Raw genomic sequence first — 16,913 nt, 5'->3', positions numbered from 1 at the left:
AGCCCGTTCCCGCAGCTCAGGGGCATACTTCCTCGGTGGTGCCATAACTCCTCACCCTTCCAGGTATCGGAGCCTCCAACCAACTCGGGGTGGCCCATACAGTCCCTTCTACCAGTCCCGCAGGGTCAAGATCTAGGCAGGCCCCATCTTTAGTGGGGAGAACGTCCGGAAACCTTCGGGCGGGTCAGACACTCCCGGCGAGGTGACTGCGAGGCCGCAGGCGCCCGCGAGGGCATGGTGTGCCGACCACGCTCGTGCGGTCGGCACACCATGCGCTTACTGCGGAGTGAGGGTGAGGTTGTAGGCACCGCTCGGGTTTTGGCCGGTGATCGGAATGGTGATGGTGCCGTTGGTCACGGTGTAGCTGGTCGAGGACAGTCGGGTGGTCGAGCCGATGTTGGTCTGGCGTCCGCTTCCGGGGACGTAGTCGAGGGTGGCGGTGACCGTGGATCCGAGGGCGGCGAGGCCCTTGACCTGGATGGAACCGTTACCGGACTGTCCACCGAAGACGACGCTGACGGACCGGGTGCTCGAGTTGTAGGAGGCGACGGCGTCGTTGGTGGCGGTGGGGGTGACCTGGACGATGTTGCCGGTCTGGTCGGCGTACCACTTGTACATCCAGTACGAAGCGGTGGGCTGGCTGTTGTAGAGCAGGCCGTTGAGGGTGCCGGCCTCGTACCAGAAGGCCCGTTCCGCGTCGCGGACGCCAGAGCGTTCGAACTGGGCGACGTAGTGGTTGGCGGCGCTGGGAACGTCGATCTCGGACGGGGTGGCGTATTCGTTGATCGAGATGGGGAGCGGCGAGATGCCGAGTTCGGTCTCTAGCGCCCGGTAGGCGGCGACGTTGTCGTCGACCTGCTGCCATCCGCTCAGCTCGTGCCACGAGATGATCTGCGGAAGCGTGTTGGTCGCCTTGGCGTTGGTGAGGAAGGCGCGCATCCGGTTGACGTCCCAGTAGGAGTCGCTGGGTCCCATGATCCCCTTGCTGGGCTCGGTCTGGCGGATCCGCCGGTAGCTGTTGACCCAGCCGTCGTTGAACGAGACGCCCGTCGCGGAGGGCCACGTCCAGTCGGGCTCGTTCCAGATCTCCCAGGCGTCGATGTTGGTGATGTCGGGACGCGCCTTGACGTCGGCGATCATTTTGTCGATCCGGGCGTACCAGTCGCTCCAGCTGGTCCAGATGTAGGGGAAGCCGTCGAAGCTGTCGGCCATGTCGACGGTGATGACGGCGCCGATCGCCTTGGCGTTGGCCGCGATGACGAGGGTGTCGCCGATCGGGACGGGGGATCCGTTGGGCCTGTGCTGGGTGTTGGGCGGCGGCTGTCGGAGCTGGCGGAGCTTGAGCGGCTGCATGATCGAAACCGACGGGGTGCTCGCGTCGGAAAGGCCGTACAGCGTGCCGTTCCCGACCCGGGTGACGGGGCGGACGACAGATCCCGCGTTGACCACGAGGGTGGTGGGCGTGGGCTGGGCGGTCCAGTTCTGGTTGGTCTGCCCGTTGCACGTCCAGAGGATCACGCTGGTGCCGTTGGCCGTCCCGGCGTGGTCGACGTCCAGGCAGAGCCCAGACTGAACACCGGTGATCGATCCGTTGGCGTTGAGCCGCCATTGCTGGTTGGCCTGGCCGTTGCACGTCCAGATGATCACCTGAGCGCCGGCCGTTGTCTGGTTGTTGAAGGCGTCAACACACCGGGTGCCGTTCATCGTCCGGAGCTCGCCGGCCGAGGTGAACTCGAAGGCCTGGTTGACCTGGCCGTTGCAGTCCCAGATGTCCAGGGGCGTGCCGGCGGTGTCGACGTTTCCCTTCACGTCCAGGCACCGCGCGGAGGCGGCGCTGACGAGCGGGTTGGTCGCGGCTGCCGCGGGGCCGGCGGGCAGCACGGCGAGGCCTGCGATCGCGGTGATGGTGGCCGCGGTGGCCGCCTTCCACCGCCGGCCTCTGGACGAGACCTGCTTTGAAGACATGTGTCCTCCTCGGGGGGGTGCACAGCTTGGGAGGCTGTGTGTTATCGGTAACTCGACTTTCTAGGAGGCAATGAGCCCTTCGTCAAGGCCCTGAAGAAAATCAGGTCGGGCTCTTGACGATAGAGGTGTTACCGATAACACTCCTCTCATCGTCCCACCCCGTCGGCCCGCCAGGCCGTTCAGTTCGGAGCAGTCGAGTGAGCGTACGTACCAGGCCCCCGTCGACCTCGGGAGGTTATCCAACCCGCCAGGGTGCCAGGGCTCGCAAGAGCGCTCGGCGGCACGCCTGGCGGGCGGCCGTCGAGGGCTATCTGCTCATCGCGCCGAGCCTCGCCGGTTTTGTGATCTTCCTGTTGGCTCCGTTGCTCGGAGTGGCGCTGGTCAGCCTCTTCGACTGGAACCTGATGGGCGATCCGGAGTTCGTCGGCCTGCGGAACTACACCGAGATGGCCGGGGATTCGGAGTTCTGGAGGTCGCTGCGGAACACGGTCTACTACGTGGTGCTGAACATCCCGGCTCAGACGGTCCTCGCGCTCCTCCTGGCGTTGGCGCTCAATCGAAGGATGCGAGGCCGGAACCTGTTTCGGGTGATCTACGTGCTGCCGTGGATGGCGATGCCGGTCGCGCTCGGCATCGTGTGGACGTGGGTGTTCGATCCGGAGTACGGCGCCATCAACAAGATGCTGGGAGTCTTCGGGATCGATGGGCCGGACTGGCTGACCGACTCCGGCTGGGCGATGCCGGTCGTGGCGTCGGTGAACATCTGGCAGTACACCGGCTACACGATGCTGTTCCTGCTGGCAGGGCTTCAGTCGATCCCCGTCTCGCTGTATGAGGCGGCTAACGTCGACGGCTCCGGTCCGGTACGGACCTTCTTCCAGATCACCCTGCCGTTGCTGCGGCCATCGCTGTTCTTCGTGCTGGTCACCAACACGATCGGCTCGTTCCAGATGTTCGACACCGTCTACGTGATGACCCAAGGCGGGCCAGGGGGCGCGACGGACACGCTGACCTTCCACATCTACCAGCAGGGCTTCCAGCTCTTCCGGTCCGGCTACGCCGCGGCGATGGCGATGGCCCTGTTCGCGCTGATCCTCCTGGTGACGGCGGCGCAATTCCTCTACTTCCGCAAGCGCACCATCTACGACTTCAGCTGACGAGTGATGCACATGTTCAAGAAGACCGGGCTGTATGCCTTTCTGATCATCGGCGCCCTCGTATCGGTCGCGCCCTACCTGATGACGCTCAACTCGGCGGTCAAGCAGCCTGACAAGCTGCTCACCACGCCGGCGTGGGAGCCCGCGACGTCGCCGACGTTCGCGAACTTCTCCCAGGTGTGGGGCGAGTACGACATGTCCTCGTTCCTGTGGCACACCTTCGTGGTCGCCGCCGTGGTGACGGTCCTGCAGGTGGTGTTCAGCTGCCTGGCCGCCTTCGCCTTCGCCCGGATCGCCTTCCCCGGCCGGGAGCTGCTGTTCTGGGCCTACGTGGCGACGATGATGGTCCCGCAGATCGTCACGATCGTTCCGTTGTTCCTGCTCATGCGGCAGTTCGATCTGGTGGACACCTATCCGGGCCTGATCTTGCCGTACGTGTTCGGTTTCGGAGCGCCCTACGCGATCTTCCTGGTGCGGCAGTACTTCAAGACCATCCCGGTCGACCTGGAGTCGGCCGCCCGGATCGACGGCGCGTCGACCATGACGGTCTTCACCCGGATCATGATCCCGCTGAGCCGTCCCATCCTGGCGACGTTGGCGACGATGACGTTCGTCAACACCTGGAACAACATCCTCTGGCCGCTGATCATCACCAACAGCGACCGCACCCGGGTCATCGCGCTCGGCATCGCCACCCTGAAGAGCCAGTACGCCTCCCAGTACAACCTGGTACTGGCTGCGGCGGCGCTGGCCCTCCTTCCTCTGGTCGCCATCTTCCTGGCCTTCCAGCGGAACATCATCCGGTCGATCGCGCTGACCGGCATCAAGTAACACCCCGAGGAAGAACACCCCGCCCCCCGCAAGGAGAACCCATCCCCATGTCCCGACGATTCCTCAGGCGTGCCGCGACCGCGCTCGCCCTCAGCTCCCTGCTCGTTCCGCTGGCCGCGTGCGGTGGAGGCGATGACGGAGACTCCGCCACCTCCGGTACGGTCACCCTCCGCTACGGCATGTGGGACGAGGTCCAGAAGGACCCGATCCGCAAGTCGCTGGACGCCTTCACCCAGGCGCACCCCGACATCAAGGTGGAGATCGAGCTCAACCCCTGGGACCAGTACTGGAGCAAGCTCCAGACCCAGCTCGCCGGCAAGTCCGCCCCCGACGTGTTCTGGGACCACGTCGCCTACTTCCCGCAGTTCGCCCAGCAGGGCGTCCTGACCGACCTCACCGCCGACATCGCCGCCGACAAGGTCGACACCTCGCTCTACCCGCAGACGCTCGCCGACTCCTGGAAGCAGGACGGCAAGACCTACGGTCTGCCCAAGGACTGGGACACCATCGGTCTCATCTACTCCACCAAGGCCCTCGGCAAGGCGGGGCTCAAGGCCACCGACCTGGCGAACCTGTCGTGGAACACCACCGACGGCGGGACCTTCGTCCAGGCCCTCCAGAAACTGACCGTCGACAAGAACGGCAAGCACCCCAACGAAGCGGGCTTCGACGACAAGAACGTCAAGCAGTACGGCCTCGCCCTCCAAGCGCCGACCGGCCAGCAGGACTGGTGGAACTTCGGCCTCCAGAACGGCTGCAAGCTCCAGGACGCACCCTGGGGCAAGTGGACGATCGACTCCCCGGCCTGTGTCCAGGCGATCCAGTTCGTCCAGGACCTGCGCCTGAAGTACCACGTCGCCGTCCCCGCCTCGGTGACCAACCCGCCCAACGGTCCGTCCCTCGACCAGGTCCTCGGCCGCGGCCAAGCCGCCACCAGCATGGACGGCTCCTGGATGCTGCGCTCCTACAACACCGCACTGCCCGACGGCGGGTTCGGTGTCGCGGACCTTCCCAAGGGCCCGGCGGGCTCCGGTACCGTCTTCAACGGCCTGTCCGAAGCGATCTCCGCTGGAAGCAAGCACCCCAAGGAGGCGTGGGAGCTGGTGAAGTACCTCGCCTCCGCCGAGCACCAGAAGATCATGGCCGGAAGCGGAACGGTCTGGCCCGGCATCAGCAGCCTCAACCAGGACTTCGCCGAAGCCTGGAAGGCCAAGGGCGTCGACGTCACCGGGTTCAAGGCCGCCGCCGAAGGCACCACGATGGGCTACCCGCTCACCAGCTCCTCCGCCACCTACAACGTGAAGGCCCTGGACGCCTTCAACCAGGTGTGGCTCGGAAAGCTGAGCCCCGGGGCAGCCGCCAAGCAGGTCAACGACGCCTCCAACGCCGCCATCAAGTAGATCGGAAGGTAACGACGTCATGAGCGAGACTCCCGCCCCCCGAGCAGCGAGCATCTGGGATGTCGCCAAGGTCGCGGGAGTCTCGCATCAGACCGTCTCCCGCGTGGTCAACAACCGGGGACGAGTCAGCGCCGAGACCCGCGTCAAGGTGATGGCCGCGATCGAGGAGCTCGGCTACCGGCCCAACCGGGCCGCTGCCGCCCTCGCCGGCGGCCGTCCCCGATCAGTGACCGTCCTGACCTCCGACACCTCCCTGTACGGAGCGGCCGCCACCCTGAAAGGCATCGAGGAAGCCGCCCGGAACGCCGGATACAACGTGGGCATCAGCGTCCTGGACCCCGACGCGGCCCAGACCGAGCACGACGTGCTCGGGCGCCTGGCCACGCCCGAAGAAGCGGTCATCGTCATCGCCTTCGACGCCCCCGGCGTCCGCGCCCTGAAGGCTCTACCGGCCGGGCATCCTTCAGCGGCCGCGATCGAATACCCCGGCGCCTCCGACGACCCGCCACCCGCCTCGCATGTGTGGCTCGACGACCGCGCCGCCGCCTACCGAGCCACCCGCTACCTTCTCGACCTCGGCCATCACACCGTTCACTACCTGGCAATACCGTCCTCCAGCGGAACCAGCCAGCGAGCCAAAGGCTGGCAAGACGCCCTCGAAGACCGAGCGGTGCCTGCGCCGACAGACGCCGGCTGGAGTCCACGGTCGGCCTATCTTGCAGCCCGTCCCCTGGTCGCCGATCCCGACGTCACCGCGATCCTCTGCGGAAACGACGACCTCGCACTCGGAGTCCTGCGTGCGGCCCACGAGCGCGGCCGTTCCGTTCCCGGAGATCTCAGCGTCGCCGGCTTCGATGACGCTCCGGCCTCCGCGTTCCTCCATCCATCGCTCACCACGGTTCGCCTCGACTTCGAAGGACTCGGCAAGGGTGCCTTCGGGCAGCTCCAACGCATTCTCGAGCCCGACGCGCCGCTCACACCGCCATGGGCTGAACCTGAGCTCCTCGTCCGCGAAAGCACGGGGCCGCGCCGCCCCGCGCACCCGCGGGAGTGACGACCCTCCCCAAGCCCGGCAGCCGAGGGGGCTGCCGGACTCGCTCCCGAAAGGGCACCATGCCACTCATCGCCCACGACCCGCGGCTCCGGCTCTGGGTCCTGTCCGGGCCCACGACCACCCAGGTTCTCCATCTCGACGAGCAAGACCTGCTGCGATCCCTGCACTGGGGCCGAAAGCTCACCCTCGACCAAGCGGCCTCCCTCATCGAGCCGCCTGGCCCGTATCACCCCTCCTTTGAGAACCCGGCCGAAGGCCACCTCGAACTCGCCGCGGCCGGCGCGCACCTGCGTGGACAGACCGGCGTACAGGTGCTCTTCGCCGACGGAACCCGTGACCTTGAACTCCTCTACCGCGACTCCCACATCGACGACGGCGTGCTCAAACTGATATTCGCCGACCGCTACTACCCTTTGACCGCCACCGCCTGCTACCGCGTGCGGCCCGACACAGATGTCATCGAACGCTGGCTTGAACTGCGCAACGACGGAGACCCGGTGACCGTCGCACGCTCCGATTCGGCCACCTGGGTGATCCCGCCGCTGGGTGACTACCGGCTCTCCCAAGTCCGCGGCTCCTGGGCGGCGGAGACCCGACTACACCGCACCGGCCTGGCCTACGGGGAGACTCTGCTCACGGGCCAGGGCGGAATCACCGGACACGACACCAATCCCTGGATGATGATCGACGACGGCACCGCCACCGAGGAGCACGGCAGCGTCTACTCTTGCGCGTTGGCCTGGAGCGGAAACTGGCGGATGACCGCACAACGCCTGCCCAGCGAACGCGTGACGGTCTCCACCGGACTGGGACACCACCCCGCCACCTGGAAACTTCGCACGGGCGAGACCTTCACCACTCCCGTCAGCGCCGGGCTCCACAACACCGGCGGATTCGGCGGAACGTCCCGGGCCTGGCACGACTACCAACTCGCCCACATCATCCCGCACGCCCAAGAGCTCCGCCCCGTTCTCTACAACTCCTGGGAGGCCACCGGATTCGCTGTGTCCGACCGCGGGCAGATCGAGCTGGCCGATCACGCCCACGCGCTCGGTACCGAGCTGTTCGTCATGGACGACGGATGGTTCGGCGCCCGCACACACGACGGCGCTGGGCTAGGCGACTGGACCCCCAACCCTGACCGCTTCCCCGACGGACTCACCCCCCTCATCGAACACGTCCACGACCTCGGCATGCAGTTCGGCCTCTGGGTTGAACCCGAGATGGTCAATCCCGACAGCGACCTCTACCGCGCCCACCCCCACTGGGTGCTGCACCAACCGCACCGAAGCCGTACCGAGCGGCGCAACCAGCTCGTCCTCAACCTCGCCCGCCCGGACGTCCGCGACTGGGTCCACGGCCGGCTCGACGAACTCCTCACCAAGAACTCCATCGACTTCCTCAAATGGGACATGAACCGGCCCTTCACTGAAGCCGGCTGGCCCGGAACCGATGACCCCGAACGCCTCTGGATCGACCACACCCGCCACGTCCACGCCATCATCGACCAGCTCCGAGTCGATCACCCGGCCTTGCGCATCGAAAACTGTTCCAGCGGCGGCGGCCGCCTCGACCTCGCGATGCTCTCTCGCACCGACCAGGTCTGGACCAGCGACAACACCGACGCCGTTGACCGCCTCACCATCCAAAACGGCTTCTCACAGCTCTACCCCGCCCGCGTCATGGCCGCCTGGGTCACCGACAGCCCCAACCCTCACACCGGCCGATCCATCCCCCTCGCCTTCCGCTTCCACTCCGCGATGCAAGGCGTTCTCGCACTCGGCGGCTCCCTCAACGCCTGGACACCCGAGGACCTCGCCCAAGCAGCGGAACTCGTATCCGACTACAAGACCATCCGGCCCCTCGTCCAGCACGGCCACCAGTATCGGCTCACCGCACCACCGGTAACCGCCATCCAGTACCTCGCCCGGGACCAGTCGGCCACAGCCGTCCTCGCCTACCGCATCGCGAACTCCTTCGCCGAACGCTCCAAACCGATCCGACTCCAAGGCCTCGACCCTCACGGTAAGTACCGTGAGGCCCGAACGGGCCGAATCCACCACGGTGCCGTGCTGCTATCCCATGGTCTCCGCCTCGACCTGCCATCGGACGATCACGCCAGCAGCCTCACCCACATGATCCGTCTCACCTGAGCCCCACCGCAGTCCGCCGCGCTCGCGCTTTGGCATGAGCGCGCGCGGCCCGCAGACATTCACCGAGATGGACGCCGGTTCGGGTTCGGCGGCCTCGAGAGTTCTGCCCGATGGGCCACGACCATGGCGCAGTTCGCCCTGCGCTGGATCATCGACCAGGCCCTGCATCAGCCATTCCCGGAGCCCGCAGGCCTGAGCAGGCCCGCGGCAATACAGCGGCAGCCGACCTCGCCCCGCTCCCCGACGAGGCACCGGCGACGATCAAGGACGTGCGCGACATCCACGTCGCACCACAAGTGGCCGACCGATGGCGATACAACGCGGTCGAGCGATGGCCTGCTCATCCCGGTCGGGGACTTACCAGCTCCTACCGCTGCCGACCGAGCTCGGCAGTGGCCGCTACCTCGGAAGCCGGTCACGGGACGCCGAGGGCGTTGATGGGGGCTGGATTGACGAACGTCACCTGCCCGAGGACCGCGGCGCCCTCGGCAGCCGGCTTGTCCAACCTCCGTTCTTCGTGCTTTCCGGATGGAGTGCTGGTGCCCACGAATGGTTGCTCTGGCTAGGAAGGTTGTCAATACCTAGATTTCTACAACCTTCCTAGGCGGTGCCGTCGGCAGGCGTTCGGATTCATGATGTTTCCAATAAATTTCAACGGCCTCTTGTGCGTGAGAAGCGGGCGGCCTATCCTCAGGGAAATCTGACTTGAGCGGAGGTGAGGAAGGCGACGAAATGTTAGCGCTATCATTCAGGATGGCCTCTGACCTGCGATGATGCGGGAAGAAGATCCAACCTATGCTCCTCTCAATGCCCATGCGTGCCCACGGCCTGGCTCGGTAGGTCTCTGAGCTGGCGTGATGCTACAGCTGGCCGGTCGCAGCGCGCAGGGTTCAATTGCGCTCACTGGAAATTCGAGGCCGACCTCGACTCGGCTAGTCCGATTGTTGACGGGTCGAATTCGCGGGCGCATTAGCCGTTCGCCAACTGAAAGCTGTGGCGTGCCCAGCCTGCGGCCATGCCTTCTTGTTCTCAGATATTCGTCCGCGTTTGAGCGCGACGATGCACCCACCCCCCAAGGAGAATCCGTGCCATCGACCCTTGCATGTGAGCTCAGGCGAAGAATGGTTGCGACGCTCAGCGTCTTGCTGGTGAGCCTCGCTGCCGCCGTCGTGTTCGCTCCCGCGCCGGCGTTCGCCGCGCCTGGCCCGTCGTTCACCAACCCGGTGGTTGACGTCCCCAACAGCGCCGACCCGACGCTGGTGTACTCCAACGGCTTCTACTACTACGTCGCGACGACCTGGTCGTCCGATGTCGTCATGCGCAGGGCGACGACCCTGTCGGGGCTGCGCGGCGCGCCCGAGCAGGTCGTGGTTCGCACCGGCGGGACGACCATGTGGGCTCCGCACCTGGAGATGTTCGGCGACCGGTGGTATCTGTACTACTCGGTCGAGCAGGCCGGGGGAGCCCGCCGGACGCACGTCGCGCAGAGCGCGGGCAGCGACCCTCTCGGTCCCTACACCGTCCGCGGGATCCTCAACCTCATGCCCGACAACGGCTGGGCGATCGACGCCGCCGTGCTCAAGCTCAACGGCGCGAACTACATGATGTTCTCCGCGTTCGCCCCGAGCGACGGCCTGCAGTCGCTGTACATCGCGCCGCTGTCCAACCCCTGGACGGCCGGAGCCTTCGGCACCCGGATCTCCGCGCCCACCCTGGCCTGGGAACGCCAGGAGGGCGCCGTCAATGAAGGCGCCTTCGCTCTCCAGCACGACGGCCGCACCTTCATCACCTACTCGGCCAGCCACTGCAACGGACCCAACTACAAGATCGGGATGCTGGAGTACCGGAGCGGCGACCCCCTCGCCGCCGCCTCCTGGACGAAGAACCCGAACCCGATCTTCCAGCGGAACGACGCGGCGGGCGTCTACGCCCCGGGCCACCACTCCTTCTTCACCTCGCCCGACGGTACCGAGACCTGGATCGCTTACCACGCCAACTCCTCGGCCTCCCAGGGCTGTGGCACCACCCGCACCACCCGCGCCCAGAAGATCTCCTGGAACCCCGACGGCACCCCGAACCTGGGCGTCCCGGTGTCGACTTCTACCGTCCTGCCCGGCCCGTCGGGTGAGTCGGTGGCCGCGGTCCGGATCCGCAACCGGCACAGCAACCTGTGCCTGGACGACTACAACTGGGCGACGGCGCCCGGGGCGGAGGCGCGGCAGTGGACCTGCAACGGCGCCGCCGTCCAGGACTGGTATCTGACCCCGCTCACCGACGGCTACTACCAGATCAGCAACCGGCACAACGGCCTCTGCCTGGACGACAAGGACTGGGCCACCGCCCCGGGATCGGTTGTCCAGCAGTACACCTGCAACGGCCTGGCCGTCCAGCAGTGGCGCCTCACCGCGGCCGCCGACGGCTACTCCACCCTGACCAACCGGCACAGCGGCCTCTGCCTCGACGACTACAACTGGGCGACCACCCCGGGCGCCGAACTGCGGCAGTGGACCTGCAACGGCGCCGCCGTCCAACAGTGGCAGATCGCCTAGACCGAAGGGTGGCCTGGCCTCGATCGCAGCCAAGTGGGGTGTTGGCGAGCGCGAGCGATCGAGGCCAGGAGAAGTCGAGTACGAGTTCGCCTGCTCACGTTGACAGGAGCACGGATGCCATCCTCCTACCGCCGTTGCGCTGTTCCTGGTCAGCGCAGCTCCAAGTCTTCGAAGGCTCCGCGGCCGACGCCGTCCCGATGTCGCAAGTCTGCACGATCAGCAAAGGACACGTCTTGAGCCTCGTAACTGACCGAAGAGTTACAGGAACAGGGGTTCTCCTCACGGCCGCGCTGCTCGCAGGCGGTGTGCTCCTCAGCGTCACCGGCCCGGTGCGAGCAGCTCCTGCCTTGTCCCTCGTCAACTCCATCGCCTCTCAGCGGGCTGGTCCCCACTGGTTCAAGCACACCGACGGCCTCTAGGGTCTATCCACGGCCGCGGAGACGACGATCTGGCAGAAGCACGCCTGCGTAAACAGTTCAACGGGGTGGTGTGGAGATTCTGGGTGGGGACGGCGCGGCGGGACGTCCCGGCTGAGTACAGGGCGAGGTGGACGTCAGCTTGGTCGGTGTGGACTCCACCACCGCCCGTGCGCATCATGACGCGGCGGGGATGCGGATGGATCCCGGGCTCCTGGACGCGCTGGAGAAGGCGGTCGACGCCGAAAAAGGGCGATGGCGAGGAACAAAAGCCTCGAAACGATGACGGAGACGAGCGTGAGGGCACCGGCCGTGACGACACCGGCCGTCAGCGGCGACGGCGGCTGATCCGGCTCAGAACCGCGCTGCTGGGACGCTCGCTGGGCGGGTTGACGACCAAGCCGCATCTGGCGTCCGGCCGGCGCTGCCGCCCGCTGTCGTTCGTGCTCACCGCCGGGCAGGCCGCCGACAGCCCACAGTTCAAGAAAGTGATCGCCCACATCAAGATCCGGGGGCGGATGGGACGTCCCCGCACCCGCCCGGACGCGATCGCGGGCGACAAGGCCTGCTCCAGCCGCGGCAACCGTGCCTACCTTCGCAAACGCCGCACCAAAGCCGTCATCCCCATCAAGAAAGACCAGGACGCCAACCGCCGCCGCAAGCTACCTCGCCGGACTCCACCTCCGCGGAGCCCTCATCTGGATCCGCAGCCTCCCACCCACCTAAAGATCCAAACCCGACACAGGCCCTAGTAACTTCGAGGTCATGAGCAATCTTGACGGGGAACCGGCGGTGGCGGTGTGCGGCGGGACGGCGGGGGTGCCCGGCGCGCCGGTGCGGGAGCTGCTGCCGTCCAAGGAGGTCATGCTCGGGCCCGGGCGGCCGGTGCGGCGGCTGCTGCCGACCTTCGGACGGCGGATGGTGGGGGCGTGGTGCTTCCTCGACCACTACGGGCCCGACGACATCTCCGGCGATGCCGGTATGCAGGTCGCCCCGCATCCGCACACCGGGCTGCAGACCGTCAGCTGGCTGCACGCGGGCGACGTCCTGCACCGCGACAGCCTCGGCAGCCTGGCCACGGTGCGGCCCGGCGAGCTCGGCCTGATGACGGCCGGGCGCGGCATCTCCCACTCGGAGGAGTCGCCGGTCCCGCACCGGCCTGTCCTGCACGGGGCCCAGCTGTGGGTGGCCCTGCCCGACGGCAGCCGCGGCACCGCGCCCGCTTTCGCCCACCACACCGATCTGCCGGTCGTCACCGCCCCCGGCGCCGAGGTGACGGTCTTCCTCGGCGAGTTCGACGGGGCGCTCTCCCCCGGCGAGGTCTTCTCCCCGCTGCTGGGCGCCGACGCCGCCCTCGCCTCGGGCGCCAGGGCCAGGCTGCCGCTCGAACCGGACTTCGAGTACGCGGCCCTCACGATGTCCGGTGACGTGCGCGTCGACGGCGATCCGGCCCCGGTCGGGCGGCTGCTCTACCTCGGCTGCGGCCGCGACGGCCTGCGGGTCGAGGCGGACTCCGACGCCCGGCTGATCCTGCTGGGGGGCGTCCCGTTCGAGGAGAAGATCGTCATGTTCTGGAACTTCGTCGGCCGCACCGGCGCCGAGATCGAGGGCTACCGCAATGCCTGGGCCGCTGAGGACGCCCTCTTCGGCGCGGTCCACGGCTACGCCGGCCCCCGCATCCCGGCACCGCCCCTGCCCGGCCTCCCCCTCAAGCCCCGGGGCCGCACCCGCTAGCGAGAACGGCCTTCGGCCTCCGACCGGGTGTCCTGGCCGTAGACGACGCCGGTGAGTTCCTCGGACAGCCGCCACAGGCGGGCCGCGACGTCCGGGTCCTGCGCCCGGCGGGGCGGCCTGACGCGGGCCGGGGCGCCGCCGGCCAGGCCGTAGATCTCCCCGCCCCTGGCGTCGGGGGAGGTCGCGGCGTACAGGACGGGCAGCGCCACCCGGGCGGGATCGGAGCGGTTCGGCAGGAAGGGCAGGCGGTCGCGGAGCCCGGCCTTGCCGGGCAGGACCGCGGTGCTGGTGAGCCGCCAGCCGTTGCGGACGCTGCGCCGGTCCAGTTCCAGCGCGTACAGCAGGTCGGCGAGCTTGGCCTGGGCGAAGGTGTTGCGCGGCCGGTAGCTGCGGGCGCTGTCGAGGTCGTCCAGGTCGATCCGTGCGGAGAACACGCACGGGTCGCTGACCGTGACGACCCGCGGTGACGCGGCCCGGCGCAGCAGCGGCAGCAGTCGGCCGACCAGCGCGAACGGCCCGAAGTGCTGGACGCCCATCTGCAGCTCGAAGTTGTTGGCGGTGAGCAGCCGCTCGGGCACCGGGCCGAGCGGGCTGTAGCCGACCAGGAGATCGAGCGGCCGCCTGAGCGCCGCCATCTCCTCGGCGAACTCGTCGACCGAGGCGAGGCTCGCCAGGTTCAGCCGCTCGACGGAGATCTTTCCCCGCGGGTTCTCGGCCCGGATCGCCGCGGCCTCGTCCCGGCCGCGCTCGGCGTCGAAGACGGCCATCACGGCGTTGGCGCCGGCCAGCACGAGCCGCCGGGTCACCTCGAGCCCGATTCCGTCGTCGGCGCCGGTCACCACGGCGTTCCGTCCGGTCAGATCGGGCAGAGAGTAGTCGGCGCTCATACTGTCGGTGATGCCCTGTTCGTCACCCGTCGTAACGGCGGCGGATCTCCTCCCACTCCGGCGGCGGCCCCGGCAGCTCGCCGGCCTCCGCGGGCGAGCGCATCGACTGGAGCATCAGATGCAGATAGCGGCGGCGGAGCTGGCCGGTCCTGCCGGCGTCGTGGACGGCGACCGACTGGAGCTGCTCGAAGATCAGGGACAGGTCGGTGACGTTGATGTCGGAGCGCAGGACCCCCGCCTCCCGGCTCCGGTCGAGCACCCGCTGGGTGAGCTGGTAGGCCTGGTAGCCGGTCTGGTTGAGCTGCTCGGTGGCGGTGAAGGTCCCCGCGAGACGCCGGGTGAGCGAGGCCGCGCCGCCGTCCACGCACCTCTCCATGAAGGCGGCGAAGACCGTCCAGGCGTCGCCGTCGTCGGCGAGGGCGGCCTCGGCCTCGGCGATGTAGCGCTGGAGGCCGTCGAGGGCGAGCTTCTGGAGCAGCTCGTCCTTGCTCTTGTACCGCCGGTACAGCGCGCTGATCCCGACGCCCGCGTGCTCGGCGACGGCCGAGATCGGCGCGTTGGGGTCGGCCATGAAGACGGCTCGCGCCGACTCCAGGATGACCTGGTCGTTCCTGGCCGCCTCCGCCTTGCGTCCGCTGAGCGCTGTCATGAACCTCTCCCAAGAGTGGAACGAAGTATTCCGTTCTTGTATAGTGGAACAGAAGAATTTGTTCCACAAGTCTCAGTCTAGGGGACGACCGATGCAGACGCTCAGCGACCGGGCACTGAACCGGGCCACCCTCGCCCGGCAGCACCTCTTGAAGCGCTCCGACCTGAGCGCCGTGGAGATGGTCTCCCACCTCGGCGGGATGCAGGCCCAGGCACCGCTGTCACCGTATGTCGGCCTGTGGACCCGGCTCGCCTCCTTCGCTCCCGAGGACCTCGCGGGGCCCCTGCTGGAGCGGCGGCTCGTCCGTGCGGTCCTGCAGCGGGCGACGGTCCACCTCGTGACCGCCGAGGACGCCCTCTATCTGCGTCCGCTGGTCGACCGGCTGCTGGAGGCCAGGTTCGACGGCCATTTCCGGGCGGCGATCGAGGGCCTCGACCGCACCGCCTTCCGGGCGGCGGCCCGCGAGCTCACCGCCGAGGCCGCCTACCAGCGCCCGGCCCTCGGCAGGGCCCTCGCCGACCGGTTCCCCGGCCACGACGCCGAGATGCTGTCCTACGCCGCCGTCTACATGACCCCGCTGGCGCAGACCACACCGCGCGGCGTCTGGGGCGCCAGCACCGCCGCCGCCCCGCTCATCGGGCTCGAGACCTGGCTGGGCGGGCCCATGGAGCCCGACCCCTCGCCCGGCCGGCTGGTCCTGCGCCACCTGGGCGCGTTCGGGCCCGCGACGGTCGCCGACGTGCAGCTGTGGTGCGGCCTCACCCGGCTCAAGGAGGTCGCCGAGCGGCTGGATCTGGTGCGGTTCCGGGCCGCGGACGGCCGCCTCCTCTACGACCTCCCCGACGCCCCGCGCCCGCCCGAGGACGTCCCCGCGCCCCCGCGGCTGCTGCCCGAGTACGACAACCTCCTGCTCTCGCACAAGGACAGGAGCCGGGTGATCCCGGAGCGGCGCCGGGTCCCGCTGCCTCCCGGGCACGGCGCGTCCGGCGGCACCTTCCTCCTGGACGGCCTGTGGCGCGGCGAGTGGAAGTTCGCCGCCGACGGAGCGTTCGAGCTGCACCCGCACGTCCCCCTGAGGCCGTCCGACGAGGAGGCGCTCACCGCCGAGGGACTGGCTCTGGCCCGCTGGGCCGGACGCGAGGTGGCGGAGGCCAGGGTGCTGCCCCCCGCCTGACCCGCCCCAGCGACCGGGGATCAGTCCCACCAGAACGACCAGGCGTTGCGCCCGGCGATCTCCTGCGCGTAGGCCTCGAGCGTGCCCGCTCCCTGGGTGATGGTGTCGGGGCAGAACGCCCAGTGCTCGGCCGCGACGTGCAGCGCGTGCTCATGGCCGCGCGGCGGTGCCGCGACGCTGAACTCCAGCGTGTTGAACCCGACCCTGACCAGCCGGACCCCGAACCGCTCCTCCCAGCTGCGCACCACCGAGGCGAGCGGCGCCGTCCACTGGTTGTGGTTGAGGGCGCCCTGCCAGCCCATCACCGCGAGCGCGTCGGCGCTGCGGCGGGCCGCGACGAGCCCGAGCAGGGTCGTCGAACCGTCGCCGAGCTGGCTCGCGTACCAGTCGGCGACGACGTTCGGCGTGGCCATCTGCTCACCGCGCGGCGCGAGCCCCGGGCAGTACTTGCCGAAGGGCGCGAGGTCCTCGAAGTCGTCGCCGTAGCGCAGCCGCGGCTCGATCATGTCGGCCCACACCTCGGCCATGAACATGGCCGGGTCGTAGACCAGGATCTCCGACACGGGCTCGGGCGCGACCTGACCGGCCGCCCACGGCTGCGCCGACTCGTCGAGGAGCAGCGGCCACAGCCCCGAGTAGGGGTGCTCCGCCTGCAGCTTCGACCACAGCTCTCCCGTGACCGGCTCATCGCTCAGCCAGAAGGCGGGCCGGGTGACCTCGTGATCGCGGCGGTACTCGCGATCCGGCCACACCACCGCTCCTTCGGGCAGGCCGACATTGAGGGTGCGACCCGCTCCCCCGTCGGCGAAAAGCCGGTAAACCCCCGCCGGCAACGCCCTGCCGCGCCGGTGATCGTCCATGCCTCAGACCACTCCGAATTTGACCGTTCCTAGATAGGATCTTGGCGCATTGAAGGATGCTACTGCCACTCGAACGGCCGGTGC

13 protein-coding genes are annotated in these 16,913 nt (G+C 68.3%); 9 read left to right on the top strand and 4 right to left on the bottom strand.

The genetic code is table 11. The features are described 5' to 3' along the window. Window positions 1-276: 276 nt before the first annotated feature. Entirely contained in the window at window positions 277-1,965 is a 1,689-nt protein-coding gene (locus ABD785_RS10905) for an RICIN domain-containing protein (protein WP_344825604.1), read from the bottom strand. A gap of 197 nt (window positions 1,966-2,162) precedes the next feature. On the opposite strand from ABD785_RS10905, the gene ABD785_RS10900 reads away from it, so the two are divergent. From ABD785_RS10900 to ABD785_RS10865, 8 genes are all read left to right on the top strand, one after another. Next, complete coding sequence (locus tag ABD785_RS10900) at window positions 2,163-3,122, top strand: carbohydrate ABC transporter permease (RefSeq protein WP_344825602.1); 960 nt, start codon at window positions 2,163-2,165, stop codon at window positions 3,120-3,122. 12 nt (window positions 3,123-3,134) lie between these two features. Then, entirely contained in the window at window positions 3,135-3,953 is an 819-nt protein-coding gene (locus ABD785_RS10895; protein WP_344825600.1) for a carbohydrate ABC transporter permease, read from the top strand. A gap of 47 nt (window positions 3,954-4,000) precedes the next feature. Further along, window positions 4,001-5,353: an ABC transporter substrate-binding protein gene (locus ABD785_RS10890; protein ID WP_344825598.1), complete on the top strand. Its 1,353-nt coding sequence runs from the start codon at window positions 4,001-4,003 to the stop codon at window positions 5,351-5,353. A gap of 19 nt (window positions 5,354-5,372) precedes the next feature. Then, on the top strand, window positions 5,373-6,407 hold the full coding sequence (locus ABD785_RS10885; RefSeq protein WP_344825597.1) for a LacI family DNA-binding transcriptional regulator: 1,035 nt from the start codon (window positions 5,373-5,375) through the stop codon (window positions 6,405-6,407). A gap of 59 nt (window positions 6,408-6,466) precedes the next feature. After that, entirely contained in the window at window positions 6,467-8,560 is a 2,094-nt protein-coding gene (locus ABD785_RS10880; protein WP_344825596.1) for an alpha-galactosidase, read from the top strand. A 1,148-nt stretch (window positions 8,561-9,708) separates the two neighbouring features. Further along, window positions 9,709-11,109, top strand: coding sequence for a family 43 glycosylhydrolase (locus tag ABD785_RS10875; RefSeq protein ID WP_344825595.1), 1,401 nt, complete (start codon window positions 9,709-9,711; stop codon window positions 11,107-11,109). Window positions 11,110-11,704: 595 nt separating this feature from the next. Beyond that, complete coding sequence (locus ABD785_RS10870; protein ID WP_425547757.1) at window positions 11,705-12,277, top strand: transposase; 573 nt, start codon at window positions 11,705-11,707, stop codon at window positions 12,275-12,277. Between the two features lie 13 nt (window positions 12,278-12,290). Next, window positions 12,291-13,259 carry a pirin family protein gene (locus ABD785_RS10865; RefSeq protein ID WP_344825594.1) on the top strand — a complete coding sequence of 323 codons (969 nt, stop codon included), beginning with the start codon at window positions 12,291-12,293 and terminating at the stop codon, window positions 13,257-13,259. Here the strand turns inward: ABD785_RS10865 and ABD785_RS10860 are convergent. Both ABD785_RS10860 and ABD785_RS10855 read right to left on the bottom strand, forming a co-directional pair. After that, complete coding sequence (locus ABD785_RS10860) at window positions 13,256-14,146, bottom strand: SDR family NAD(P)-dependent oxidoreductase (protein WP_344825593.1); 891 nt, start codon at window positions 14,144-14,146, stop codon at window positions 13,256-13,258. The genes ABD785_RS10865 and ABD785_RS10860 overlap by 4 nt on opposite strands. A 22-nt stretch (window positions 14,147-14,168) precedes the next feature. Further along, window positions 14,169-14,795 (bottom strand): TetR/AcrR family transcriptional regulator, encoded by a 627-nt coding sequence (locus ABD785_RS10855; protein ID WP_344825592.1) that lies wholly within the window; start codon window positions 14,793-14,795, stop codon window positions 14,169-14,171. 91 nt (window positions 14,796-14,886) lie between these two features. Here ABD785_RS10855 and ABD785_RS10850 point away from each other — a divergent pair, with 91 nt between their 5' ends. After that, window positions 14,887-15,969: a winged helix DNA-binding domain-containing protein gene (locus ABD785_RS10850; protein WP_344825591.1), complete on the top strand. Its 1,083-nt coding sequence runs from the start codon at window positions 14,887-14,889 to the stop codon at window positions 15,967-15,969. A gap of 20 nt (window positions 15,970-15,989) precedes the next feature. Here the strand turns inward: ABD785_RS10850 and ABD785_RS10845 are convergent, their stop codons facing one another. Then, on the bottom strand, window positions 15,990-16,721 hold the full coding sequence (locus ABD785_RS10845) for a DUF4253 domain-containing protein (protein ID WP_344825590.1): 732 nt from the start codon (window positions 16,719-16,721) through the stop codon (window positions 15,990-15,992). Window positions 16,722-16,913: the final 192 nt, after the last annotated feature.

Origin of the sequence: Actinocorallia longicatena (assembly GCF_039534125.1) — a bacterium.
Lineage (GTDB): Bacteria > Actinomycetota > Actinomycetes > Streptosporangiales > Streptosporangiaceae > Actinocorallia > Actinocorallia longicatena.
The sequence above is the reverse complement of the archived record's forward strand: the minus strand, read 5'-3'. Positions and strand labels throughout refer to the sequence as shown.

Bases quoted from the DNA above. Each gene is read 5' to 3' on its own strand.
- ABD785_RS10895 (WP_344825600.1), top strand. From the start codon at position 3,135: ATGTTCAAGAAGACCGGGCTGTATGCCTTTCTGATCATCGGCGCCCTC.
- ABD785_RS10890 (WP_344825598.1), top strand. From the start codon at position 4,001: ATGTCCCGACGATTCCTCAGGCGTGCCGCGACCGCGCTCGCCCTCAGC.
- ABD785_RS10850 (WP_344825591.1), top strand. From the start codon at position 14,887: ATGCAGACGCTCAGCGACCGGGCACTGAACCGGGCCACCCTCGCCCGG.
- ABD785_RS10870 (WP_425547757.1), top strand. From the start codon at position 11,705: ATGACGCGGCGGGGATGCGGATGGATCCCGGGCTCCTGGACGCGCTGG.
- ABD785_RS10880 (WP_344825596.1), top strand. From the start codon at position 6,467: ATGCCACTCATCGCCCACGACCCGCGGCTCCGGCTCTGGGTCCTGTCC.
- ABD785_RS10860 (WP_344825593.1), bottom strand. From the start codon at position 14,146: ATGAGCGCCGACTACTCTCTGCCCGATCTGACCGGACGGAACGCCGTG.
- ABD785_RS10885 (WP_344825597.1), top strand. From the start codon at position 5,373: ATGAGCGAGACTCCCGCCCCCCGAGCAGCGAGCATCTGGGATGTCGCC.
- ABD785_RS10855 (WP_344825592.1), bottom strand. From the start codon at position 14,795: ATGACAGCGCTCAGCGGACGCAAGGCGGAGGCGGCCAGGAACGACCAG.
- ABD785_RS10865 (WP_344825594.1), top strand. From the start codon at position 12,291: ATGAGCAATCTTGACGGGGAACCGGCGGTGGCGGTGTGCGGCGGGACG.
- ABD785_RS10905 (WP_344825604.1), bottom strand. From the start codon at position 1,965: ATGTCTTCAAAGCAGGTCTCGTCCAGAGGCCGGCGGTGGAAGGCGGCC.